Consider the following 24,101-nt stretch of genomic DNA (forward strand, 5'->3'; position numbering starts at 1 on the left):
GATTTTGCAGTCAGAAAACACGGGTGCGTCCTGCGCTGAATTGATGGTGTATTTCATTGACGATGACCGGCATATTCTGCAGTCCGTTGGTCAGACCTTGGAGCTGGACGGGTTGCAAGTGGAGACCTTTCTCAGTGCGGAAGAGGCGCTACAAAATTTGCAAACCGATTGGCCTGGCGTGTTGGTCAGCGATATCAATATGCCGGGGATGGATGGATTGCAGTTGATGCAGGCGCTGCAGAAAGTGGATTCCGAGTTGCCGGTGATTCTGGTGACCGGACACGGCGATATCTCTACCGCCGTTTCGGCCATGCGTGAAGGAGCCTATGACTTCATTGAAAAGCCTTTCAGCAACGAACGCCTGCTCGACACGATTCGGCGGGCGATGGACAAGCGCCGTCTAACGCTGGAGAACCGGGATCTGCGGAGAGAGTTGCAGGAACAAAACGCACCCGGACCGCGAATTCTCGGGCGTACTCCAGCGATTCAACGATTACGGCGCGTACTGCAACAAATCATGAACACGCCGGCGGACATTCTGCTGTTTGGCGAAACCGGCGTCGGCAAAGAGCTGGTGGCGCGCTACCTGCACGAGCATAGCAACCGGCGCGAGCACAACTTCGTCGCCATCAACTGTGGCGCGGTGCCCGAGAATCTTATTGAAAGCGAACTGTTCGGCCATGAAGCCGGGGCTTTTACCGGTGCGGATAAACGCCGTATCGGTAAGTTTGAGCACGCCAATGGCGGCACCCTGTTTCTGGATGAAATAGAGAGTATGCCATTGTCCCTGCAGGTCAAAATTTTACGGGTGTTGGAGGAGCGCAAAGTGGAGCGTCTAGGGTCCAATACATTGATTCCGTTGGATCTGCGTGTGATCGCCGCCACTAAAATCAGTTTGAAGGAAATGGCGGATAGAGGTGAGTTTCGTAGCGATTTATATTATCGGCTGAATACAGTGGCGGTGGAAATTCCCTCCCTGCAGGACCGCCTTGAGGACGTCCCACTGCTGTTTGAACACTTTGCTTTGGTCGCCGCCGCTCGTTATCAGCAGGAAATAGTTCCGCTAAAAGCCGAACAAAGACATCGCCTGCTGACCCACAATTGGCCAGGCAATGTGCGCGAGCTTCGCAATTTGGCGGAACGCTATGTGATTATGGGAGAGGAGTGTTCTTTTGACATGGAACATATGCTTGGCGAACCTGAAATACAAAGCCGCCGAACGCTGACGGAAAAGGTGGAGCTATACGAACAGACGCTTATCCGCGAAGCCCTGGCCGCTCACCAGGGCAGCATCAAGGATACCCTTGTCGCCCTGGGGCTGCCGCGGAAAACCCTATACGACAAAATGAAAAAATACGGCATTAGCCGCCAGGATTTTCGCGACTCGGAGTAGGGCTCGCATTCTGGTGTTTTCTCTTCAAGGCATGAAGTTATTTCGTTTTATGAAACGTCTGTTGTGTTTCGTGTTGGCGCTGGTTGCTTCGCTGTTCGCGCTTTGGTATTTCATCACAGTACCCGTCTTCTTTATTGCGTCGTCCGAGAGTGATCCTGCCCAAACTGTGGGACTGACGATTGGGTTACCATCACGCGGTTTGGCGACGCTAAAAATTTGTAGCCACATAGTGCGATTTGCTTGCATGCACGCCAACCTGCCAATTAATGCATGTCATTGAATTTTAACTACACTTTTTATTGGTAAGAGTCGGGTATGCTATTTTTTATTTTTGACGTCTTTTTTAGCCAAATGACGCTTCTTACATTTTAACTAATATTTTTTTCAGGCTATTATGAGTTCTTTAAGAATACGAAGCTCCGTTGGTAAAAACGGAAAGAATGCTCAACAAGACGTTAAGCTAATTCAAGCCCTGATCAATGTGTACCTGCGAATTAACAAAGAAAAGTCGTTTGTAATCAATGGGAAAAGCGACTCAAATCTAGTTTCAGCTATAAACGACTTCCAAACTAGCTATATGAAGGTGTCTTCACCTGATGGAAGGGTTGACCCGAATGGTAAAACATTTAAGAGTTTAATCGATCTTAGTAACTCGGTTTTTAAATCTGTGGCGATTACCGCACCAGATTTTGGGATTGTGACGTGGGAGTCAGAAGGCAATGAAGGTGGAAAGTACCACTCGCGCAAACTTCATGTTCCTTCTGCTGTATCTGGCCTTACTCTGGGTCGCGGATATGACATGAGAAGGAAAGAGGCGTCTGCAATATATTTAGACTTAATTAATGCGGGAGTTAATACAAAAAATGCAGAAGTATTAAAGCTTGCTTCTGGACTTTATGGCAATAGTGCTGAACGCTTTATTATTGATAATGATCTGCTCGACTTCCAGATTTCTGCGAATACGCAGTTAAATATCTTCAAGAAAAGTTACGAATCAGAGAGCGGTGAAGTTGAAAGAATATGTGGAAAGAAGGATGTGGTATTGGCTTATGGTGAAACGAAATGGGACAGCTTGAACTCCGCCATTAAAGATATCGTTATAGATCTCAAGTTTCGAGGTGACTATACTGGATCAACGAGAAAAATTATACAGAAAAGTATTGTGGATAACGATGTCGAAGAATTTAAAAAACAACTGAGTAATAAAAGTAATTGGCCAAACGTACCTAAGGATCGCTTTGAACGACGTAATAAATTTTTAGATAAAGCTAAGTAGATGAATTATGAAAAGACTTTTATGTTTTCTTCTTTTAACGCCTATTGCCTGCTCAGCTCTGACTGAAAGTACAGGAGTGCCAGCTTCGGTAAGTCAAATTAAGACAGAAGTTGTTAATGGGCAGGTTATCAGGATAGTTCAGCACAATATGGAGCTTAACCCTATTATTCAATTTGAAATTCTTTCTCGTCCTAATTTTAACCCGATAGAAACTTTGACTGTAAAAGAACTCCCTTACAATAACCAAGAGCTGAGCTTAAGTAAGTCAAGTGGGGCTTTTGTGGAAGATGTTTCTTTGGACGGGAGTAGTATAGAATTTACAATTGAATATTTTTATATTGAAGGAGAGTCGATTGTATTAAGTTGTGAGCTTCCCGTTAGAAAAAACCATTTTGATCCGTTGCAGTGCCATAAAAAATAAGAATATATTTATTTTTAGACGGGATCCCATTGGGCGCATATTGGGGAGGGGAAGTCCTGTTTTTGAGGAGTTTTTTGCAAGGCGCGTGAAACTTTTGGTAGTAGTGAATAATATCAAGTGAACATTACCTATAAAAATTTCTGAGATTTAATCATAAAAATTATCCATTCAGTTTCAATTCAGCTTGCATGTACATAATGGCCTCCGTGTTGTTACTTCATCTGGTTTGACCGGGGTGAGTGGCGCATCTAACGGTAGCCTGCAGCTTTTGATGATAACGGGTGGTTTTCACCGCTGGCGTAGTCGGTTGTATGTCGGGCTATCAATTAGCATTGGTACATAAGTCGTCTCAGGAATATCTATGAAAAAGTTTGTGGCAGTGTCGGTTTTAGCTTCTTTTATTTTTTCCACGGGTTGCGCGAGTATTGTCAGTGAAAGCAGCTATCCAGTGGCGATAAGCAGCTCTCCGTCAAATGCGCAGTTTGTCATTGAAGATTTAAATGGTAATGAAATCCATGCAGGGCATACCCCTGCGACAGTGACGCTTAGTTCGGGTGGAAGCTACTTTCAAAAAGCGAAGTACCGAGTGACGTTCCACAAAGATGGCTATGTAGATAAAACCGTTATGCTTGAAAGCACGCTGGATGGCTGGTATTTCGGTAATATTTTGCTGGGTGGGTTGATTGGTATGTTGATAGTTGACCCCATTACTGGCGCAATGTGGAAGCTGCCCGATGGAAAGGCGACGGTTTTGGAAGACAGATATGCTTCAACCCAGAATAACGGCGACCTGACTATCGTATCCATCGACCAACTGTCAGAGGCGGAACGTAACTCTCTGGTGCGGATTAACTAAGAATTTCGCGCCTCGCAGCGGGCGAGAGGTCGCCCGCTGCTTTCTGCTTCCCCCACTAATTACCTTCTATGCATTGGGAGGCGTTACGCCGTCGGCGCCAACCGACGCGCGCGATAGCGCATCATCGCATCCCAGGACACCAGCGCCAAAGCGCACCAGATAATGATGAATGTCGTCCATTTACCTTGTGGCACAGGCTCTTGGTAGAGCGTTATCGCCAGGATGAACATGATGCTTGGGCCAAGGTACTGGAAGAAGCCAAGAATAGTCAGAGTCAGCCTGCGACTTGCGATGATGAATAATAATAACGGCAAAGTGGTGGCCGGACCTGCTGCGAGCAACAACAAGTTGTGATAGCTGTCGTTAGAGAACATATTGCTGGCGGGAGAAGCGGAGGTCCACATATAGATCAGGGCGGCCGGCGCCAGCAAGCAGGTTTCCACACACAACCCGCTTACGGCGTCCACGGCTACCTGTTTACGCAGCAGGCCATAAAATCCAAAAGAGAGCGCCAGTACGATAGCGATCCAGGGCAGGGAGCCGAAGGCGATGATTTCGAGCAAAACGCCGCCCACGGCAAGGGCGGCGGCGATGCGTTGCAGAAAGGTCAATCGCTCGCCCAGGAACAAATAGCCTAACAGCATATTTACCAGAGGGTTGATGTAGTAACCCAGGCTCGCCTCTGTCAGGTGGTTGTTGTTTACAGACCAGATGAACAGCAGCCAGTTGCCCCCCACCAATAACGCCGACAACGCCAGCCACCGTAATTTGCGCCATTCGAGCAGGCCCGCGCGCACCGCCATCAAGCGTCCGCTGACGGCGCACAAGAAGACTGTCAGCACGCTGGACCAGACGATGCGGTGCCCCAGGATTTCCAGAGCGGGCATATGGCTCAGCTGTTTGAAGTAAATGGGCATGAATCCCCAAATGAGGAATGCGCCCAAAGCGGCGAGAGCGCCGGTGGGTGAAGATGGCTGTGTGGACAATGCGCTCATGGGTTCCTGCAGAGGCAAAGAGTTAGGGGCCGATTACTATGCGGATGAAAACCCTGACTGACAAGCTCGCATTTACCCTGAACTGAAAGAGGGCGTGATTCGGTGGCGAGGGAAACCATAGCGCTGCATAATTTGCCTAATAACTGTAATCGGTTCCCACTTGCTGATACTTTCGGCGTCATTATGCTACCCGCCGAATATGGAGACTGCTGCGATGTCAGACGCAATCCGAAACCTGACTTTTACTTTGGTTGAAATCGCCACTTTTTTTGGTGCTGCGGTGATCGCCATACTGGTGGTTTGGGTGTTGATCGCCTATATCATCGATATTACCCAGAAGAAGCATGCGATCCGCCGCAACTTTCCGGTGATTGGACGATTCCGCTACTTCTTCGAGCACCTTGGCGAATTTTTTCGGCAATATTTTTTCGCCATGGATCGGGAAGAGTTGCCCTTCAATCGTGCGGAGCGCGCCTGGGTTTATCGCTCCGCCAAAAATGTGGATAACACGGTGGCGTTTGGCTCCACTCGCAATCTCACACATGCAGGCGAAGTGATATTTTTGAACTGCCCTTTCCCCACGCTGGAGGAAGACGCGGTGCCGCCAAAAGAGATCATCCTGGGAGAGGGCTTCGCGCGCACGCCATACAGCACCAGCTCCATTTTCAATATCTCCGGCATGAGTTACGGCGCTATCTCCCGTCCGGCGGTTATGGCGCTGTCCCGTGGCGCGAAAGAAGCGGGTGTGTGGATGAATACCGGGGAGGGCGGACTCACCAAGCACCACCTTGAAGGCGGCTGTGACCTGGTATTCCAGATCGGTACAGCCAAGTATGGCGCACGAACGGAAGAAGGAGCGTTGAGCGATGAGAAGCTATCGCAAATCGCCGCGCACGAACAAGTCAGAATGTTTGAAATCAAAATGAGTCAGGGCGCCAAGCCGGGCAAAGGCGGTATTCTTCCCGGCGGAAAGGTGACGGAGGAGATCGCGGCCATCCGCGGTATTCCCGAGGGCAAAGCGTCCATCAGTCCCAACGGTCATCCGGAGATCCGAAATGTGGATGATTTGATGGATATGATTCAGCACATACGCGAAGTCACCGGGAAGCCAGTGGGTTTCAAAGCGGTAATTGGCGCTTACGGTTTTCTCGACACCTTGTTCAAACGTATTCATGAACGCGGGCTTGAATACGCCCCGGACTTTATCACCATCGATAGTGCGGACGGGGGCACGGGCGCCGCGCCACAGAGCTTGATTGATTATGTCGGGCTCACTATCAAAGAAAGCCTGCCCCTGGTGGTGGATAAGCTGATGGAATACGGTTTGCGGCATCGCATCAAAGTCATTTGCTCCGGCAAGCTCATCACGCCTTCCGGCGTCGCCTGGGCGTTGTGCATGGGAGCGGATTTTATCGTCTCCGCCCGCGGCTATATGTTCGCCTTGGGATGTATTCAAGCGTTGCAATGCAATAAGAACACCTGTCCGACCGGGGTCACCACCCATGATCCAGAGCTGCAGAAAGGCCTTGACCCCGCCAACAAAGCCGTACGCGTCGCTAATTACGCTAAGAAAATGGCTTATGAAGTGGGGGTTATCGCCCACTCCTGTGGCGTGCGGGAACCCAGAGAGCTGCGTCGCTATCATGCGCATATCATCAACGACAGCAGCTTTTCCACGTCTCTGGAGACTTTGTTCCCGACCCGTCAGGTTCGGCCGGAATACGCTGAAGAAGTGGTCAAGCTAGTCCAGCCCGAGTAAGCGCTGTTTAAGGGCTTCATCAAAGGGCCGCCGGCCCAGCCAGATGCTGAAGTAAGCATGGGCCAGCGGCTCCTCCCGCAGGCGCGCCAGCTCCTGGTCATTGAGCAGCAGGCGCAGGCCGCTAGCGGGCTGGTATTCCAGACGATAGGCGTCGCCCTTGTCTACATCCCGATAGCGGCTGTGAAATTGGCGTAAAGCGCTGATGTTCTCCGGCAGGGCTTGGTTACGCCGTAGTAAGGATTCAGCGCTTTCGGCAAAGGCGCGGGCAGGTATATTTCGCTCGTAATGAAACACCATGATTCGGCTTTCCTGTGAGTCCTGACGCCATGCCGCGGCGCAGTCTTCCCGGTAAAAAGCGGCTGCGCCAACAGTGAAGAAGCGATAAGCCTTCAACTCAGAGACGCCGCAACGTTGCAATGTCGCTCCAGCGATTTGCTGCGTTGAGGGAAAGGCTTCCGAGTCAGACGCCCACAGCGTCGAGCTGGATAACGCCAGCCATATCGGCAGCCAGATTTTCACTGCTGTGCTCCCACGCCGCCGCGAATCTTTTGTAGCACGCCGCCAACCAGAGGCAGGTGGTAGTAAAACCCTTCCGCACTGTCCCAGTAATCCTGATGCAGAACGATTTTACCCTGGTCGTTGAAGCGTAAGTGCGAGATCCCGATAGAGGTCACGTCTACCTGCTTCCACCAGACCTTGAACTGCAAGGTCATAGCCCAACGCAGCAGAATGTCGTCGCCAGCGGCGGCGTAATCAAGAAATTGCACTTTAGTCTCGGCTTTTTCCGCCATGACAACAAAATATCGCGTGAGTCGATCTCGCTCCTGCACGCTGTGGAAGGTGTCATTGAAATAGAAAGTTTCCGCGTAGGCGCGTTCGACGGCAGCGGGAATGCTCTCCGGCGTGAAATCGCTCATCAGCGCCGTAAATGCGTGTAGCCGGGGTTCCTGCTCAATGGCGGAGAAGGCGCCAGGGCTAGCCGACTTTATGTATTCCTGATAGGGCGTCAAAGGACCCGAGCTGGAGCAGGCGCTCAAGAGACCTGCGAAGGCGGCGGTTAAGCTGTTGCGGAGAAGGGCCATGATGTCGTTTCCTGAATGGTTTTATACGCGTGATGCTAAGCTTTTACGACGCTGGATGAGAATTAGTTTTGCCATGGTTGGCGACAGTAATGTGCAAACTTAGCCAGACCCGACCAAGACAGTTATAAAATCCCGCCTGCAAACCAAACCGCCGCTTCGTTCGTAAGATACTGGCGATGATGGCGGCGAATCCTACAACTGAGGACTGTCTTAACTATGCAAGGCTTGGGCTGGTTATTGAGCTGGATTGATAATGACCGCAAAGGAATGTCAGTAGAGGTGGATCGGGACGCTGTGGACTGGCGCAGGGTGTGGCCATTCGTCGGTCTTCACGTCGCTTGTGTTGCGGTGCTCTGGGTGGGGTGGAGCTCTGTGGCGGTTCTGGTCGCAGTTGTGGCGTATCTGGTGAGAATGTTCGCTATCACGGCGTTTTACCATCGTTATTTCGCCCACAAGTCCTTTCGCACCAGCCGTCTCTTACAGTTCATCTTTGCAGTATTGGGCGCTTCAGCCACGCAACGAGGGCCGCTTTGGTGGGCGGCGCATCATCGTCATCATCACCGCACTTCGGATACGGAAGCAGACCCTCACTCGCCCCGACATGGCTTCTGGCGCAGTCACGCAGGCTGGTTTCTCGGAGGAAAACACTTCAAAGCGCCGCTGAATCTGGTGAAGGATTTCAGCCAGTTTCCGGAGCTGCGCTGGCTTGATCGCTTTGATATGTGCATCCCCCTGGCTTTCGGTTTTGGCATGTGGTGTCTGGGAGAGGCGCTTGCGTATCTGGCTCCGCAGCTGCAGACGAGTGGGTGGCAAATGCTGGTGTGGGGATATTTCATTTCCACGGTGGCTTTGATTCACGCCACGCTGGCCATTAATTCTCTCGCTCATCGCTGGGGGACGCGTCGCTATGAAACCGGAGACGACTCTCGCAATAATCTGGTTCTGGCCCTGTTGACCCTGGGGGAAGGCTGGCATAACAACCACCATCATTACTCCGGCAGCGCGAGGCAGGGGTTTTTCTGGTGGGAGTTTGATCTCAGTTATTACTTGTTGCGGTTGATGGCGGCATTGGGCCTGATCTGGGATCTCAGAGATGTGCCTGAGCATAAGAAATGGGCGCATAAGCCTGAAATTTCGGTTATGTCGCTAGACGGAGGCCGCAGATGAAAATCGCAATCATCGGCGCTGGCGTTTCCGGTCTCACCGCCGCTTATTATCTACATAAAAGTCATGATGTGGCGCTGTATGAGTCGAATGGGCGCCCAGGCGGGCATACTGATACCCACGCTCTGCGCCTGGACGGCCAGGAAGTGGCGGTCGATTCCGGCTTTATTGTGTTTAACGAGCGCAACTATCCCAGATTCTGCGACTTGTTGCGGGAATTAGGCGTGCAATGGCGCGACAGCGACATGAGTTTCAGCGCGGTGAATGAAGCGACGGGCATGGAATATGGCGCGGCAGGGTTGAGCCGGCTGCTGGCGCAGAAACGCAACCTGTTGCGTCCAGACTTTTATCTCATGCTCAAGGATTTGCGGCGCTTCTATAACGAAGCGCCGCAGCGCGCACTGGACGTTGGGGCGGATATGACGCTGGGCGAGTTTTTGCGCGAAGATGGCTATAGCCGATCATTTATCGACAATCACATCGTACCCATGGCTTGTGCGTTGTGGTCCGCATCCGCGCGGATGATCGAGGCTTTTCCATTTCAGTTCTTTGTCTCTTTTATGGATAACCATTGTATGTTGCAGCTGCGCGGTCGTCCGCAATGGAAGGTGGTGCAGGGAGGCTCGCATCAGTACGTGTCGCGTATTCAGGCCGTGCTGGGACCGCGCGTGCGTCTGTCCTGTCCGGTCGCTACGGTGACCCGCTGCGGTGACTCCGTCATGGTGCACTCTGAGCGATATGGCGCTGAAAAATATGATGCTGTCGTATTCGCCTGTCACAGCGATCAAGCGCTGGCTTTACTCAAGGACTCTGATCAGACGGAGCGTGATGTGCTGGGCGCCATTCCCTATCAGGAGAATCTGGCGCTGGTGCATTCCGACACCCGGGCCATGCCGTCGAAACGCGCCGCCTGGGCGAGCTGGAACGCCTTTATTCCCCAGCGCGAGACTGAGCATTGCTCCGTCAGCTATTGGATGAACTCTCTGCAAAGCCTCACATGTACGACGCCCGTAATAGTCACACTGAACCCCAGCTTTCCGATCGCTCCCGAAAAAGTGTACGCCCGGCGCACCTACGCGCACCCGGTCTACACAATTGAGACCCTGCAAGCCCAGGGGCGGCGCAGTGAAATCAATGGCCGCCGCAATACTTATTTCTGTGGCGCCTATTGGGGCTGGGGATTCCATGAAGATGGCGTGCGTAGCGCGCTGGATGTGGTGTCTTTGATCCAACGGAGGCGATATGGCGTTGCGGCATAGCGCGGTCTGCGAAGGCAAGGTGCGGCATCGCCGCTATGCGCCGACGTCGCATAGGTTTGAGTACCGCCTCAGCATGACCTGGCTGGATCTGGATGAGCTAGAGGAAATTAACACTCTGCCTTTCTGGTCCAGCCGCGGTTTTAATCTGGTGCAGTTTCGGCGCTCAGACTATCTGCGCCCTGAGGTTCCGGAGTTGCGACAGGCGGTGTATGAACGCCTGCATGAAGCCGGCGTAGCGCCGCAGACTGGGGCTGTTCGCCTGCTGACCCATTTACGCTCCTGGGGGTTTTGCTTTAACCCCGTGTCGTTCTATTTCTGCTTCAACCATCGGGAAGAGTTGTATGCAATCGTCGCGGAGATTAACAACACGCCCTGGAACGAGCGTCATTCTTACGTGTTGCCGCTGAGGCCGCAACGGTTGCAGGGGCAGGCGCTTACTTTCAGCTTTGACAAGGCGTTTCATGTGTCGCCGTTCATGCCAATGGCGTTGCGCTATGAGTGGCGGTTTCGCCTGGACGAGCAACGGGTGTGGACGCACATGCGCCTCCTGGACGATGGCGAGGCGGTGTTCGACGCCAGTCTCGGCCTGGTCAAGAAACCCCTGACCGCCGCCAGCGCCTGGCGCGCGCCGCTTAAATTCCCCTTTTTGTGCGTGACTGTGGCGGCGGCGATATATCGGCAGGCGTTCTCACTTTGGCGTAAGGGCGTTCCTTTTTACCCCCATCCTGATAGGAAGGCGCTCAGGGGGAGAAAGCGGATGGGTCAGGAATCGGTATAAAACGGCGCTAAGCCTTGATGGTTCAAATAGCTGGAGACATAACTATGTGGGCGAGTACGATCAGCAAACCTTTACTGTTGCCCGAACGCTTTTGGAAGCGCGCTTTGTATCAGCTATGCGCTGGCATACAAGGAGGGGAGCTCGAACTGTTCGATAATGGCGAATATCAGGTTTTTGGCGCGCCGGGGCATGATGCTCTGCGCGCCAGGATTGAAGTCTTAAACGCGGACTTTTACCGCATCGCTGTAACCGGAGGCGTCAACGGGGTGTCGGAGTCCTGGATGGCAGGCGCCTGGACATCGCCGGACCTTACTGCGCTCGTACGCCTGCTATTACGCAACCGGGCGCGTCTTGAGCAGCTGGAGTCCGGCATGGCGCGCATTCCCAGCGCTTTGAGTAAGTTGTGGCACAGCTTTAATCGCAACACGCTGCAAGGCTCTCGCAAGAATATTTCTGCGCACTACGACCTCGGTAATGATTTTTTTCGCCTGTTTCTGGATGAAAGCATGATGTATTCCTCTGCGTTGTACGCCACAGGCAAGGAGTCGTTGGAGCAGGCTTCGGTCGCCAAGCTGGATCGTATTTGTCGCAAGCTGGCGTTAACGCCGGATGATCATTTGCTTGAAATCGGCTCAGGATGGGGAGGCATGGCGTTGTACGCCGCCCGCCATTATGGCTGTAAGGTGACGACGGCGACCATTTCCGTCGAGCAGCACGCCGCGGTTGCGGAGCAAGTGCGGCAAGCGGGCCTGCAAGATCGGGTATCTGTGCTGTTGCAGGATTATCGTAAGTTGGAAGGCCGCTATGACAAGCTGGTTTCCATTGAAATGGTGGAGGCGGTGGGGCATCAGTTTCTGGACGGCTACTTCCGTCAGCTCAGCAGCCTGTTGAAAGAAGATGGTCTGGGGCTGATTCAAGCTATCACCATCGACGATAATCGTTACGATAAAGCGCTGCGACATGTGGACTTCATCAAGCGCTACATCTTCCCCGGCAGCTTTATCCCTTGCGTGTCCGTGCTCACGCAGAGCTCGGCCAAAGCGGGGTTGCGCCTGTTTAATCTGGAGGATATCGGCGAAAGCTACGCACTGACCCTGCAGGAGTGGCGTCGGCGCTTCCTGCACAATCTGCCGCAAGTGCGCGCGCAGGGATTTGACGAGCGCTTCATTCGCATGTGGGAGTTCTATCTTTGCTATTGCGAAGGCGGTTTCCGCGAACGGGCGATTTCCAACGTGCAGATGCTGTTCGCCAAACCGAATTGCCGCCGTGGGCAATGGCTGTGAGCCTGACCCTGTTGTGGTGGTCGCCGGTCTGTCTGGCGGCCGTCTTTCTGGTGGGATACGTGTTGCAGACTCGCAGTCGTAATGCGGGATGGGTGGATGTCTGGTGGGCGGCGGGAGTGGGCGTCACTGGGGCTTCCTTTGCATTGGCGGGAACCGGCGATCAGCTTTTGCGCCTGACCGTGGCGTTGATCTATTTGGTTTGGTTCGGACGCCTGGCCTGGCATCTGGCGCACAGAATCGCAGGCGCCGAGGAAGACGGCCGATACGCCGCTCTGCGTTTGTGGGCGGGCGATCGCTGGCGCAGCGTGTTTCTGGGGCTGTATCTGATGCAAGCCTCCTGGGTGTGGATCTTTGCTTTGCCCGCCTGGGTGGTTAGTCAGGCGCAAACGCCGTCAGCGCCCTTGTATGCATCTGCGCTGCTACTGGTGGTTGTCGCCTGGGTGGGAGAGGCGCTGGCGGATAGACAGCTGGCGGCGTTTAAAGCCAATCCGCAAAACAGTGGTAAGACCTGTCGGACAGGGCTGTGGCGCTATTCACGGCACCCCAATTACTTTTTTGAATGGCTGCATTGGTTCGCCTACCCGCTGCTGGGGGCTGCATCCCCCTGGAGTCAATGGTTATGGGGCGCGCCAGTGTTGATGTTCGTCTTCCTGTACTTTGTTACCGGCATCCCCTTTACCGAACGGCAGGCGTTGCGTTCACGAGGGGACGATTATCGGGATTATCAACGCCGTACCCCTATGTTTATTCCCTGGAGGCCCAAATCATGAGCATGATCGAACTGGCGGAGAAAGGTTGGGTGCCTGACGCCCTGATTCGTTTTGGCATTCGTCGTCTGTGTCGTGAGCGTCTGATGCAGGAACGCAAGCGGGGAGGCGGTGAGCTTGAGAGAATCGCCCGCTTTCTCAACGGCCCTATCGCAATTGAGACGCAGGCGGCGAACGAACAGCATTATGAAGTCCCCGCCGAGTTTTACCGGCTGGTTCTGGGGCCGCGTTTGAAGTACAGCGCCTGCTGGTGGGACAGTGAGGTCACAGATCTGGCTGCGGCGGAAGAGGCGATGCTGGCGATATATGCGGAGCGGGCTCAGTTGGCCGATGGGCAGCGTATTCTGGATCTGGGATGCGGCTGGGGGTCATTGAGTCTGTGGTTGGCGGAGACGTTTCCTAAGGCGGAGATAACCGGAGTGTCCAACTCCTCGTCACAGCGCAGTTTTATTGAGGCGCAAGCGGCGCAGCGCGGCTTGCGTAATCTAAAAGTTCTGACCTGCGATGTGAATGTGTTTCGCCCCGCGACGACGTTTGATCGCATTGTTTCGGTAGAGATGCTTGAGCATGTACGCAACTATCAGGCTTTGTTCGAGCGTATCAGCCAGTGGCTGACGCCAGCTGGTTTGTTTTTCGCCCACATATTCTGTCACCGTAACCTGCTCTATCCCTTTGAAACGGAAGGCGCCAATAATTGGATGGGCAGGTATTTCTTTACCGGAGGGCTGATGCCGGCGGCGGGCACTTTCGGCCACTTTCAGCAGAATCTGCACCTGATGCAGCAATGGTTGCTGGATGGTCGCCACTATGGCGCGACAGCCGAAGCCTGGCTAAATAATCTGGATAATCATGAAATCGCAGTCAGGCAAATCTTTGCTGACGCCTATGGAGAGAGCGATGCTGATATCTGGATACAACGCTGGCGCATGTTTTTTATGGCCTGTGCGGAGCTGTTTAACTATCGCTCCGGCGCAGAGTGGCAAGTTGGTCATTATCTTTTTATGAAACAATAAGACGCAGCAGAGTATCCGGGCGATAGCGAATCTGGCGCCAGTCGCTATCGCTCTCTGCGGCAGTTCGTATCTCTTCATCAATATCAATGTCCCCATCTTAATGGAATAAGTGCGTCCTGCACTGCAAATGTAATAACGAGATACATATAAATGAATATGTATCTGCAAATGCGTTACGACCTTTCAAAGTAACCATAAAACTTATGACTTTGCGGCGATTTAATAATGGGTCACTTTTATAACCTTATGATAATAAAGATCATTATTGGCGCTAATCCGGAGAGTGTAGGCGGTACGATCGTCCAAATAGTCCATATGGATGGTCGTAATTTCATCAATCATGGGGTTAAATACGCCGCTTGTTGGATGATTCGCGTGTAAGCAGGATAGGTTTCAGTATTGGTCGCCAGGGTCGCCGGCGCTTTTTCCGCCGCAAACGCGAATGTTTTGCAGAAAAGGTTAGATAGATTCTATGGAAGAACCCAGAAATCGGGCCGGTTTCGTTTCTCCGGAGTTTGAGCGGGGAGAATGACGATGTTGAAACTCGTGCTTAAATTTTTGTTCCTTGTGGGCGCGCTAAGCCTGTTCGGTTGCGGGCAGGACGAGAGCGCTGCGGACAAGGCTCCGTTTTCTCTCGAAATCACTGACGCGCCGGTAGATGGAGCGACCAAGGTGGTCATCGAATTTACCGGTGTCGAGATCCAGTCTCAATCAAACGGCCGTTCCGTTTACGAATATGCAGAACCGCGCAGTATAGACTTATTGTCAGAATCGCTGGCGGGTAATCGCATTTCCCTTTTGCAGGGCGAGCTGGGCATAGGCGCATACTCCTGGTTGCGTCTTATGGTGAATGCTCGGATGGACGGAATTTTTGACTCCTACATTGAGTTGGCGGACGGCTCCCGTTATGAGCTTTCCATTCCTGAAGACAACCTTGACGGGTTAAAGATTAACCGGGAGTTTCTGGTAAACGCCGGTCAGCCCAAAGGTTTTCTGATCGATTTGGATCTGAGGCGCTCCATCATTGAGAACAACCGTCAGTTCAAGCTGAAGCCGGTATTGAAAACGGTGGAGTTAAGCAGCGTGCGCTCCTTGACCGTCAATGTCGCGCCGGAATTACTGGCGGCCAACTGTGATGACTCCAGTCAGTACGCTGGCGCGATATATATGTTCGCTGGCGCCCATGCGGTTTTGGACGATATCGACGGCGATGACAAAGACCCGGTAGCGACCGCAGTGTTGTCCAGCGTGGTGAATCCGGAGAATGGCATGTACAGGGCGGTTATCTGGAACCCGGACAATGGAGCCTATCGCCTGGCGTATAGCTGTAACCCCAAGGATAACCCTGAGCTGAACGACCAGGGGTTCTCCTTCGCTGAGCAGACTGTGACTGTGGTCGTCGTCAATGACGACGGCGATAAAACCGCTGTTCTGGACGCCACTGCAACGCCGCTTTAAGCGGCGTATTGCTCCGCCTGCATTACCCTGTATCGCTGCGTATTTCTACTCCCTCTCCTTCCTGATGCTACGCCCCTTCCTTTGGCGTTATAGATGATGCGTCCTGACACGCTTTCACCGAGCATTTTGATTCTGACTGCGACACTTTCAATAACAACTTTGCAGGAGAACAAGAATGAAAAAGCCAATCATTATTGCTGCTTTGGCCGTCACTATACTGCTGACCGGATGCGCTTCCACTGGCGGTAAGCGAGATCTAAGCCAATCGTTATACCTGCGCGGGCAGTTTGCCTGGTGGGATGCGCTGGATGAATATAAAGTTAAAAAAGCCGGACCGGATCTCTATGTCGCCAGCGTTGAGCTGAAGGCGGACGGACAGCCTTATGAACTGAAGTTCGGGGACGCGGCGTGGAGTGCTGGAACCAACTGCGGATTTTTATCTCAGGAAGATCAAATGTTGGAGTTCGGTAAAAAAGCAAAAGCCAATTGCTCGTCCGTTTTTGAAAACTTTAAATTCAACCCGCCTGAGACTGGCGTGTACAGCTTTTACCTTGATAACAGTGGCGAACAGCCAGTGGTTTACGTAGAGCCGGCGAAGTAGCTTCATCATTACCCCTGATTACCCCTGTTGCAGGCTGGTCCCGTTTCTCAACGATGTGACCAGCTTGTATAACTGATCCGGGGGCAACGGCTTGGCGAACAGATATCCCTGGGCTTCATCGCAACCTTGCTTTTTCAGGTAGGTGGCTTGCGCCTCAGTTTCCACACCCTCCGCGACGACGCTCAGATTAAGGTTGTGAGCCATGGCGATCACCGCATTGATGATGACTCGGTCATCGGTGTTTGTTTCCAGCTGAGACACAAAACTGCGGTCGATCTTGATGCAGGAGATGGGGAAATGCTTGAGATAGGCGAGAGATGAGTATCCAACGCCAAAATCGTCGATAGACAAGCGAAAGCCCATTTTGATCAGTTCGTTGAGGTGAGCCATGTTAGACTCTATATTCTGGATGAAAACCTCCTCCGTCAACTCGAACTCCAATTGCCGCGGCGGGATATCGAACTCCCGCAGCAAGCCGTCGATTTTGTGGACCAGCGCCTTATCCTCAAGTTGTATCGCAGATAAGTTGATCGCCAGGCGGATGTGTCCCAGAGGAGTGCCGCGCCATTCCGATAACTGCTGACAGGCCTGGCGCACCACCCACATGCCCAGCTCTTTGATCAGCCCTGTTTCTTCCGCCAGGGGGATGAACTCCGCCGGTGATATAAAGCCCTGCTCCGGGCGATACCAGCGCAGCAGCACTTCGGCTCCGGTGTAGTCCCTTGTTTTCAGATTCACCTTGGGCTGAAACGCCAGGGTAAGTTCGTTGCGTGCGATCGCCTCACGCAGCCAGCGATCCAGCTCCAGCCGCTTAAGCGCTTCGGCATGCATGCCTGTGGTGTAAAAGTGATAGCCATTGCGTCCGGCGGCTTTAGCCCGATAGAGTGCGGCGTCGGCGTTGCGAATCAGGTCCTCGGCGCTGGAGCCGCCTTCCGGATAGACAGCGATGCCGATACTGCAGGTGATGAAGACTTCTTCATCGTTTAATGAAAAAGGTTGTTTCATACAAGCCATGACGCGATTGGCGATGGCGATGACCTCATCCACGGAATCAGGATTTTCCAGCAGCATCATGAATTCGTCGCCGCCGGCGCGGGCGATGCTGACTTCACTTTCAAGTAGTGCATTGAAACGCTTGGTCAAGGAAATCACTAACTGATCGCCGGCGCTGTGGGTCAGGGTATCGTTGATTTTCTTGAACTGATCCAGATCTACCAGCATGACGGCTAAATATCTGTTGGCGCGCTGGGCGCGAAGGATAGCTTGCGCCAGATCTTCCTGAAAAAAGGAACGGTTAGGCAATCCCGTCAAGGCATCGTGCGTAATGACGTGGGATAGCGTTTGCTCCACTTCCTGCCGGTTAGCCACTTCACTCTGCAACGCTTCGTTCGCGTTCAGCAGTGAGTGGCGCTGACGCCCGAGAGACATGGCGAGAAAGCAGACCCAGGCCAGCAGCGCCGACAATATGGTTCCCGCGCTTATGACGAAGACAGGGAGAGGGGATGAATAATTATGCAGCCAATCGGATTTGGGTTGCACGCTCAAACGCCAGGAGAACTGGAGAGGCTTCCAGTCCGCTTCAGCGCTGATGTCAGGACTGACGTCCTCGGCGCTGTTGCTGAATATCCGCTTATCTTCCTCATACACGCGCACATGAAAGTGGTCATCCTCCCGAGGGGAGATAAGGCTGCTGAGCAATTGCTCCACCAGAAAGACGCCGACGATAAATCCCTGAAAGTTCTCGCCTCTGCCAATAGGGGCGTACACGACCACGCCCTGGCCGCCCTGTTGTAAGGTGATTACTGGCGTGGAGTTAATGACGCCCTGCATCTGGGCGGCTTCCAGAGCCTGTCGCCGGCTCTCGTTAAATGCCACATTGAATCCCAGCGCCTGTTCGTTTCCCTCCATCGGCTCTATCCATTGAATTACGTAGTTATTATCCGTCCACTCAATGGCTTTGAAATTAGGAAAGTCCTTATGCAGTTCCTCGGCGATTTTAAGCCACGTTTCCTTGCTGAAGCCGCCGTTATGGTCCCAGTAAGCGGCCAAACGCTTGAGGGCGCTTACCTGCTCAAGAAATTGGCGGGTAATGCGCTTACTGAGAAATTCGGCCTGATAGTCCAAGGCGTGTTGTCGTCTTTCCCGGGTCTCGATATCAATTCGCGACCATAAGGACAGCGTCATGGTAAAACCCAGGCAAAAGACGAGCAGCGATAGTAGTAAGTGATAAGACGCTCTGGCAGACAAAATGCACCCTGCAGCATTGTGGACTTATCAATAAAAAATAGCAGGGGCAGCCGTGATCGACAAAGTCTTAGCCAGTCAAAGGGACGAAAAAAAGGGCCGGTTAACCGGCCCGAACACTTGGGTTGAGATAGGGGAAAGGAAAGTGGATTACCACCAGGCTTCCATTTGCACGCCGAAGTTCAGCACGCTATCTTCGCCGCCTTCAAACGGCGTACCTTCGCCATCGCTAATGTAGCTGGCGAAAACGCGGATCTCTGGACGCGCCCAGAAGCTGGGACCTGCGGACCAGGCTTGTGCGATGGTGATTTTGTCCAGCTGGGAGTCGACGCCATCGTCGTCTGCAGCGAAGTAGCCAACTTCCAGATAAGTGCGCATGTAATCGGACCACTTATACGCGGGACGTGCTGAAATACTATAGAACGAAGAATCGTCGTTCATGTCGTCATCTTCAAAGACGCCATACATCGCTGCGTAGCTGAGTTCTATATTGGAGCTTGGCTTTACCACACCCCAGTCGATCAGACGGAAACCTTTGCCGCCTTTATCCAGCGTTCCATTCCATTGCCCGCCGCCGAAGTTGCGCATTGGTGAGGCGTAGCCTTCAGTTCCATACTGGAATACGATTTTGTTGAAGCCATCCATGATCGGCGTGGATAGTTCCGCAGTGAACAGCGTGCTCAGATCGTCTGCTGCGCCAGCGTCTTTTTGGGCGTCAGTCAGTCTTGGTTTGGCCAAGTCCAAGCCCACTTCCAATGAGCTGGCGCCGACTTGAATGCCGGAATAACGGAAGTCGAGAATGTTTATGTTGCCGTAGCCTCTGGTCCAGGCGGCTGAGAATTTGCCTGCGCCCGCGTCGATACCTTCAATACCAGCGCCAGGACCGGATACGTCCCAGTAGAAAAGGTCCAGATGGTGAATATCGTGGCGCTGATAGTAGCGTTTACCCGCCCACAGCGTCGCTTCGGGGGCGAATCCCAGCACCCCTTTGGCCTGAACGTTCATTTGGCGAAGCGCAATTTCGTCATCTTCGCTGTTCAGGGCTTCATAATCTCCGTCCTGGTTGGATTTATAACTGAGCATGGTTTCAACTTTGAATGTTCTGCCGTCGCGGTTGAAAAGCTCTTGCTGAAGATCCAGCTCCGCATAGGTTTCGCATTCATTGCCCAAACGGCCAACCGCCTGCTTGTTGATACACTGCTGGTCGCCGTTGTCGCTCATGCCGATACCGGAGCGCGCATAGCCATGCCACTCAACGGCGCTGGCGTTTACGGTGAACAAAGAGGCCGCGATGGCGGTCGCCAGGGGGGCTACTTTGAAGAGGCGCTTGTTGTTCTTGTCTGTCATCGTTTTTTCCTGCTCTTGTTGTTAAAGGACTCGCCAGGCCGGACCTTTGAGTACGCCCGGATAACGGAGGCGCTTTGTCGATGGGACAAATTGTTATTTGCTGGGTCTCATACTCAGTGAACGCCTGATATGGCACATCCTCCGTTAGGAAAGTTTTGGGGGGGGAGGAGTCAGGGGGAGGGGGGAGGAGAAAGGTAGTAATGGCGAGCGTCAAGCTGATAGCGAGCGCTATTCTGGCGATGAAGGGAGCAAAACGCGCACACCCGGAGAGTTGCCGTCACTCTCCGGGTGTGAGTTATATAAAAGCAGAAAGAATCAGCGTGGACGTTTAGGCGCCGTTAGATCCATCATCGTGGGGATAACGGGTGTCGCGCAGACTGTCCTTGATGCGCTTCAGATGAGAATGAAAGTCCGCTCCACGTTTTAGCGTGACGCCGGTGGCGAGAATATCGATCACCGCCAGATGCACGATTCGGGAGGTCATCGGCATATAGACGTCGGTATCCTCTGGCGCAATGACATCCAGGGCCACGGTGCACTCCCGAGCCAGAGGAGAATCCGGCGCAGTGATGCCGATTACGACAGCGCCCTGCTCGCGAGCGATTTTGGCGACTTCCACCATTTCCCGCGTACGACCGGTATAGGAGATGGTGACGATGGCGTCGCCCGTGTGCGCGGCGGCGGCGACCATGCGCTGCATAAGAAAGTCGTCGTAGGCGGTGACCGGAATGTTGAAGCGAAAGAATTTATGCTGAGCGTCGATAGCTACGGCGGCGGACGCCCCCATGCCAAAAAATGAAATTTGTTTGGCTTGGATCAGGTAATCCACCGCCTTTGAGATAGCGGAGGTATTGAGAGATTGCCTGGCCTTGTCCAGGTCAGCAATGGTGCTGAGGAATATTTTGTCGCTGTATTCCTCGACGGTGTCGTCCGATTCAACACTCTGGCTGACGTACGGCGTCCCGCTGGCAAGGCTTTGCGCGAGCTGAATCTTGAAATCGGGAAAGCCGCTGGCTGCGAAATTGCGGCAAAAGCGATTGACTGTGGGTTCACTGACATCAGAGGCGCGCGCCAGTGCGGCTATACTGTAGCGAGTAGCGGCTTTTGGATCGCGCAGGATGACTTCGGCGACTTTGCGCTCGGATTTGTTCAAATCGTCGAGCCTCTGCCGGATCACCTCCAGCAGATTCTGGTGGGATATGGTTTCATTCATTATCTGTATGGATTCCGGGAGCGATTTATTTATTGTTGTAGTGAAATTACTACACATTTTGTTATCGCCTCTAATATAACTCCGCGCACCCTGGGTCGCCAGCCGCATGGCCTGTTCGCCCCTAGTCAATAAGTGGAAGGTAAGTCAGGTGAATACGGGAAATGTAGTAAAATTATCACAATATTTGCCGTTTCAGGTTGAAAATACCATTTTTTTGTCTCAAAATTACGAATAATTACTACCAAATATGAAAACTATGAATCGAGCAGCATCTACACAATGTGACTTGGCGCTCTTCGGCGCACTGGGGGATCTGGCGCAACGCAAGTTGTTTCCGGCGCTATTTCAACTAGAGCGGGCCAAACTGCTACATCCGCAGACTCGCATTCTCGCGCTGGCCAGACAGGAAGTGGACGAAGAGGCCTTTAAGGCGCAGACACTGGAGCGTTTTAAAGCGCTATTGTCCAAGAATGATCTGGACGAGGCTGCGCTGAATCGCTTCTTCGGCAAGGTACGCTTCCAGCAGCTCGATTTCGGCGACGCCGAAGGTTATCGCAGCATTAATCAATGGCGTGAGGATTCTGATGTTCCACTGATCGTCTACATGGCGACGCCGCCTGCGATCTACGGCATGATTGGGGAAAACCTGAAAGGCGCTGACTGCGTTCAGCCGTCCACCCGCGTAGTGGTGGAGAAGCCCATCGGTCATAATCTGGAGTCCTCCTTCGAGATCAACGACCGCCTGGCTGAGTTCTTTGATGAATCCCAGTTGTACCGCATTGACCATTATCTGGGTAAAGAAACCGTACAGAACCTGATTGCGCTGCGCTTCGCGAATAACCTTTTCGCTACGCAATGGAATCAGCGTTACATCTCCCACGTGGAAATCACCGTGGCGGAGAAAGTCGGCATTGAGGGGCGCTGGGGTTACTTCGACAAGGCCGGACAATTGCGCGATATGGTGCAAAACCACCTGCTGCAATTGTTGTGTCTGATCGCGATGGACCCGCCATCTGATCTGTCCGCAGGCAGTATCCGCGATGAAAAAGTGAAAGTGCTGAAAGCGCTGAAGCCGATTACGCCGGATCTGATGGAAACTCACATGGTGCGCGGACAGTACACCGCGGGCAACATCGACGGCAAACCGGTTCCAGGCTATCTGGATGAAGAGGGCTCCAACGAAGGCAGCTCCACGGAAAGTTTTGTCGCCATCAAGGCGGAAATCTGCAACTGGCGCTGGGCGGGCGTGCCCTTCTACATGCGCACCGGTAAGCGTATGCCGCAGAAGTTGTCTGAAATCATCATCCACTTCAAACCGGCGCCGCACTACATATTTGATCCTGACCAGAAACACCTGGCCAACAACAAACTGATTATCCGTCTGCAACCGGATGAAGGCATCTCCCTGCAAGTGCTGACAAAGGACCAGGGTCTGGATAAAGGCATGCGTCTGCGTCAGGGGCCGTTGCAATTGAGCTTCTCCGAAGCCTTTAACACTGGCCGGGTGCCCGACGCCTACGAGCGATTGCTGTGGGAGGTCATCAAGGGCAACCAGTACCTGTTCGTGCGTCGCGATGAGGTGGAATACGCATGGCGCTGGATTGATCAGGTTATCGAAGGCTGGGCCGAATTGGGACTGCCGCCGAAGAAATATCCCGCAGGAAGCTGGGGGCCGGTCGCCTCCATCGCCATGATCACCCGGGACGGAAGGAGCTGGTACGAAGATGCTTGAACTATCCTGGCCGCAGGGCGTCACCCTGCAAGTTGAAGAAGAACGAGCGGCGCTGGCGCATAAGCTGGCGTTGCAGACTGCTGAGTGGCTGCGCGCCGCACTGCAGGAGAAAGACCGCGCGCTGCTGGTGATTTCCGGCGGCCGCACGCCAGTGGCTTTTTTCAAGTCGCTGGCGCAGCAGGAGCTGCCTTGGAGCAAGGTGGACATCACGCTGGCGGATGAACGCTGGGTCGATGAAACTCACGACGACAGCAACGCCGCGCTGGTGAAAGAGTTTTTGATACAGGGCCCTGCGGCGGAAGCTAACTTCCAGCCGCTGAAAAACTCAGCCGCCACGCCTGAGGAAGGCTGTGAGCAGTTGGAAGTCAGTCTGGCTGCGCTGTCCTGGCCTATTGATGTATTGATTCTGGGAATGGGCGCGGATGGACATACTGCCTCTCTGTTCCCAGGGGCGAAAGAGCTGGCGCATGGTCTCAGTACAAAAGACAAATGCGCGCCGATGCATCCGGTCACGGCGCTGCATCCACGGATGACGCTTTCCTATCACGCTTTGGCGGCGGCCAGGCATCAGGCGCTGCATATCACCGGCGAAGATAAGCTGACCACTCTTAACAAGGTGCTGGGCAAGCTGGACGCGGTGGCGGAGATGCCCGTGCGCGGATTCATCCGCCCTGGGCTCAATGTATTTTGGAGTCCTTGAGAAGGAACTTGAGAGTAATAGAGAGAATAGAAACCTATGACATCCCAGACCTATCCTGAAGCGTTGCAAAATCAACTGGACGCTATCGTAAGCAGTTGCCCGTTGGTGCCGGTCATCACTATCGATCGTCCGGAAGATGCGTTACCGCTTGGGAAAGCCCTGGTGGAAGGCGGCATCCGTATCCTGGAAATCACGTTGCGCACGCCGCACGCCCTGCAGGCGATCACGGACTTGCGGGCTGCGCTGCCCGAAGTATGGGTTGGCGTAGGCACCGTGGCGACGGTCGAGCAGTTCAAAGCGGCGGAGGACGCCGGCGCTCAGTTCGTCATTACCCCGGGCTCCACCAAAGAGCTGTTGGAATACGGCCTGACGGCCAAAATTCCGATGTTGCCGGGCGTATCTTCATTGTCTGAAGTCATGGAAGGCTATCGCCTTGGTTATCGCGCATTCAAGTTTTTCCCGGCGGAAGTGGCTGGCGGCGTATCTGCGCTGAAGGCTTTCTCCGGTCCTTTCCCGAATGTGAAGTTCTGCCCGACTGGCGGCATCACCCGGGAAAAAGCGAAAGATTATCTTGCCCTGCCGAACGTACTGGCGGTAGGAGGCTCCTGGCTAACGCCTAAGGACGCCATCTCCGCAGGCGATTGGCGGCAGATCCGGACTATTGCTGAAGAGAGTCTGACCGCTATCTGACGGCGGAAAGGGGCTCTTTTTATCGATAGCAACGACCCTCCCTCATTGCATTAGCAATATATTTTTACCC

General features: G+C 53.3%; 23 protein-coding genes. 17 read left to right on the forward strand and 6 right to left on the reverse strand.

What is annotated here, in order from left to right; translation table 11 throughout:
• The first annotated feature begins 4 nt into the window (after nucleotides 1–4).
• The 4 genes from AC2IBB_RS03360 to AC2IBB_RS03375 all read left to right on the forward strand — a co-directional run bounded on the left by AC2IBB_RS03360 (nucleotide 5) and on the right by AC2IBB_RS03375 (nucleotide 3,946).
• Nucleotides 5–1,393, forward strand: a complete 1,389-nt coding sequence (locus AC2IBB_RS03360) for a sigma-54-dependent transcriptional regulator (RefSeq protein ID WP_486331500.1) — start codon at nucleotides 5–7, stop codon at nucleotides 1,391–1,393.
• 394 nt (nucleotides 1,394–1,787) lie between these two features.
• On the forward strand, nucleotides 1,788–2,669 hold the full coding sequence (locus AC2IBB_RS03365; protein ID WP_486331501.1) for a lysozyme family protein: 882 nt from the start codon (nucleotides 1,788–1,790) through the stop codon (nucleotides 2,667–2,669).
• Between the two features lie 7 nt (nucleotides 2,670–2,676).
• Nucleotides 2,677–3,090 (forward strand): hypothetical protein, encoded by a 414-nt coding sequence (locus tag AC2IBB_RS03370; protein WP_486331502.1) that lies wholly within the window; start codon nucleotides 2,677–2,679, stop codon nucleotides 3,088–3,090.
• Nucleotides 3,091–3,451: 361 nt separating this feature from the next.
• The gene (locus AC2IBB_RS03375) at nucleotides 3,452–3,946 is read left to right on the forward strand and encodes a hypothetical protein (RefSeq protein ID WP_486331503.1); all 495 of its coding nucleotides are present in this window, start codon (nucleotides 3,452–3,454) and stop codon (nucleotides 3,944–3,946) included.
• Between the two features lie 83 nt (nucleotides 3,947–4,029).
• Here AC2IBB_RS03375 and rarD read toward each other — a convergent pair whose 3' ends face one another.
• Complete coding sequence (gene rarD, locus AC2IBB_RS03380; RefSeq protein WP_486331504.1) at nucleotides 4,030–4,941, reverse strand: EamA family transporter RarD; 912 nt, start codon at nucleotides 4,939–4,941, stop codon at nucleotides 4,030–4,032.
• Nucleotides 4,942–5,155: 214 nt separating this feature from the next.
• Here rarD and AC2IBB_RS03385 point away from each other — a divergent pair, with 214 nt between their 5' ends.
• A complete protein-coding gene (locus tag AC2IBB_RS03385) occupies nucleotides 5,156–6,700 on the forward strand; it encodes an FMN-binding glutamate synthase family protein (RefSeq protein WP_486331505.1) in 1,545 nt (514 codons plus the stop codon).
• Here AC2IBB_RS03385 and AC2IBB_RS03390 read toward each other — a convergent pair.
• Nucleotides 6,683–7,219 carry a chalcone isomerase family protein gene (locus tag AC2IBB_RS03390; RefSeq protein ID WP_486331506.1) on the reverse strand — a complete coding sequence of 179 codons (537 nt, stop codon included), beginning with the start codon at nucleotides 7,217–7,219 and terminating at the stop codon, nucleotides 6,683–6,685. The two genes, AC2IBB_RS03385 and AC2IBB_RS03390, sit on opposite strands and share 18 nt — an antisense overlap.
• A complete protein-coding gene (locus tag AC2IBB_RS03395; RefSeq protein ID WP_486331507.1) occupies nucleotides 7,216–7,782 on the reverse strand; it encodes a nuclear transport factor 2 family protein in 567 nt (188 codons plus the stop codon). Before AC2IBB_RS03395 ends, AC2IBB_RS03390 begins: the two co-directional genes overlap by 4 nt.
• A 216-nt stretch (nucleotides 7,783–7,998) precedes the next feature.
• On the opposite strand from AC2IBB_RS03395, the gene AC2IBB_RS03400 reads away from it, so the two are divergent.
• From AC2IBB_RS03400 to AC2IBB_RS03435, 8 genes are all read left to right on the forward strand, one after another.
• On the forward strand, nucleotides 7,999–8,949 hold the full coding sequence (locus AC2IBB_RS03400) for an acyl-CoA desaturase (protein WP_486331508.1): 951 nt from the start codon (nucleotides 7,999–8,001) through the stop codon (nucleotides 8,947–8,949).
• Entirely contained in the window at nucleotides 8,946–10,205 is a 1,260-nt protein-coding gene (locus tag AC2IBB_RS03405) for an NAD(P)/FAD-dependent oxidoreductase (protein WP_486331509.1), read from the forward strand. The genes AC2IBB_RS03400 and AC2IBB_RS03405 overlap by 4 nt, the downstream gene beginning before the upstream one ends.
• Complete coding sequence (locus AC2IBB_RS03410) at nucleotides 10,189–10,983, forward strand: DUF1365 domain-containing protein (protein ID WP_486331510.1); 795 nt, start codon at nucleotides 10,189–10,191, stop codon at nucleotides 10,981–10,983. The genes AC2IBB_RS03405 and AC2IBB_RS03410 overlap by 17 nt, the downstream gene beginning before the upstream one ends.
• A 44-nt stretch (nucleotides 10,984–11,027) precedes the next feature.
• Nucleotides 11,028–12,266, forward strand: coding sequence for a class I SAM-dependent methyltransferase (locus AC2IBB_RS03415; protein WP_486331511.1), 1,239 nt, complete (start codon nucleotides 11,028–11,030; stop codon nucleotides 12,264–12,266).
• Nucleotides 12,257–13,036, forward strand: a complete 780-nt coding sequence (locus tag AC2IBB_RS03420) for a DUF1295 domain-containing protein (protein ID WP_486331512.1) — start codon at nucleotides 12,257–12,259, stop codon at nucleotides 13,034–13,036. Before AC2IBB_RS03415 ends, AC2IBB_RS03420 begins: the two co-directional genes overlap by 10 nt.
• Nucleotides 13,033–14,046 (forward strand): SAM-dependent methyltransferase, encoded by a 1,014-nt coding sequence (locus AC2IBB_RS03425; RefSeq protein ID WP_486331513.1) that lies wholly within the window; start codon nucleotides 13,033–13,035, stop codon nucleotides 14,044–14,046. The genes AC2IBB_RS03420 and AC2IBB_RS03425 overlap by 4 nt, the downstream gene beginning before the upstream one ends.
• Before the next feature lie 534 nt (nucleotides 14,047–14,580).
• The gene (locus AC2IBB_RS03430) at nucleotides 14,581–15,504 is read left to right on the forward strand and encodes a DUF4382 domain-containing protein (protein ID WP_486331514.1); all 924 of its coding nucleotides are present in this window, start codon (nucleotides 14,581–14,583) and stop codon (nucleotides 15,502–15,504) included.
• A 175-nt stretch (nucleotides 15,505–15,679) separates the two neighbouring features.
• The gene (locus AC2IBB_RS03435) at nucleotides 15,680–16,105 is read left to right on the forward strand and encodes an early set domain-containing protein (RefSeq protein ID WP_486331515.1); all 426 of its coding nucleotides are present in this window, start codon (nucleotides 15,680–15,682) and stop codon (nucleotides 16,103–16,105) included.
• A gap of 18 nt (nucleotides 16,106–16,123) precedes the next feature.
• Here AC2IBB_RS03435 and AC2IBB_RS03440 read toward each other — a convergent pair whose 3' ends face one another.
• A complete protein-coding gene (locus AC2IBB_RS03440; RefSeq protein WP_486331516.1) occupies nucleotides 16,124–18,289 on the reverse strand; it encodes a bifunctional diguanylate cyclase/phosphodiesterase in 2,166 nt (721 codons plus the stop codon).
• Between the two features lie 210 nt (nucleotides 18,290–18,499).
• Nucleotides 18,500–19,696, reverse strand: coding sequence for a maltoporin (locus AC2IBB_RS03445; protein WP_486331517.1), 1,197 nt, complete (start codon nucleotides 19,694–19,696; stop codon nucleotides 18,500–18,502).
• A gap of 200 nt (nucleotides 19,697–19,896) precedes the next feature.
• On the opposite strand from AC2IBB_RS03445, the gene AC2IBB_RS03450 reads away from it, so the two are divergent.
• Entirely contained in the window at nucleotides 19,897–20,028 is a 132-nt protein-coding gene (locus AC2IBB_RS03450) for a hypothetical protein (RefSeq protein WP_486331518.1), read from the forward strand.
• Here AC2IBB_RS03450 and AC2IBB_RS03455 read toward each other — a convergent pair.
• A complete protein-coding gene (locus tag AC2IBB_RS03455) occupies nucleotides 20,025–20,909 on the reverse strand; it encodes a MurR/RpiR family transcriptional regulator (RefSeq protein ID WP_486331519.1) in 885 nt (294 codons plus the stop codon). The two genes, AC2IBB_RS03450 and AC2IBB_RS03455, sit on opposite strands and share 4 nt — an antisense overlap.
• Before the next feature lie 247 nt (nucleotides 20,910–21,156).
• Here AC2IBB_RS03455 and zwf point away from each other — a divergent pair, with 247 nt between their 5' ends.
• Genes zwf through AC2IBB_RS03470 form a run of 3 tightly spaced genes read left to right on the forward strand, consistent with a single transcriptional unit; the run spans nucleotide 21,157 to nucleotide 24,031 of the window.
• Entirely contained in the window at nucleotides 21,157–22,641 is a 1,485-nt protein-coding gene (gene zwf, locus AC2IBB_RS03460) for a glucose-6-phosphate dehydrogenase (RefSeq protein ID WP_486331520.1), read from the forward strand.
• Nucleotides 22,634–23,341 carry a 6-phosphogluconolactonase gene (gene pgl / locus AC2IBB_RS03465; RefSeq protein ID WP_486331521.1) on the forward strand — a complete coding sequence of 236 codons (708 nt, stop codon included), beginning with the start codon at nucleotides 22,634–22,636 and terminating at the stop codon, nucleotides 23,339–23,341. The genes zwf and pgl overlap by 8 nt, the downstream gene beginning before the upstream one ends.
• A gap of 36 nt (nucleotides 23,342–23,377) precedes the next feature.
• Nucleotides 23,378–24,031, forward strand: coding sequence for a bifunctional 4-hydroxy-2-oxoglutarate aldolase/2-dehydro-3-deoxy-phosphogluconate aldolase (locus AC2IBB_RS03470; protein ID WP_486331522.1), 654 nt, complete (start codon nucleotides 23,378–23,380; stop codon nucleotides 24,029–24,031).
• Nucleotides 24,032–24,101 lie beyond the last annotated feature (70 nt).

This window comes from Hahella sp. NS-SX17, from assembly GCF_057367735.1.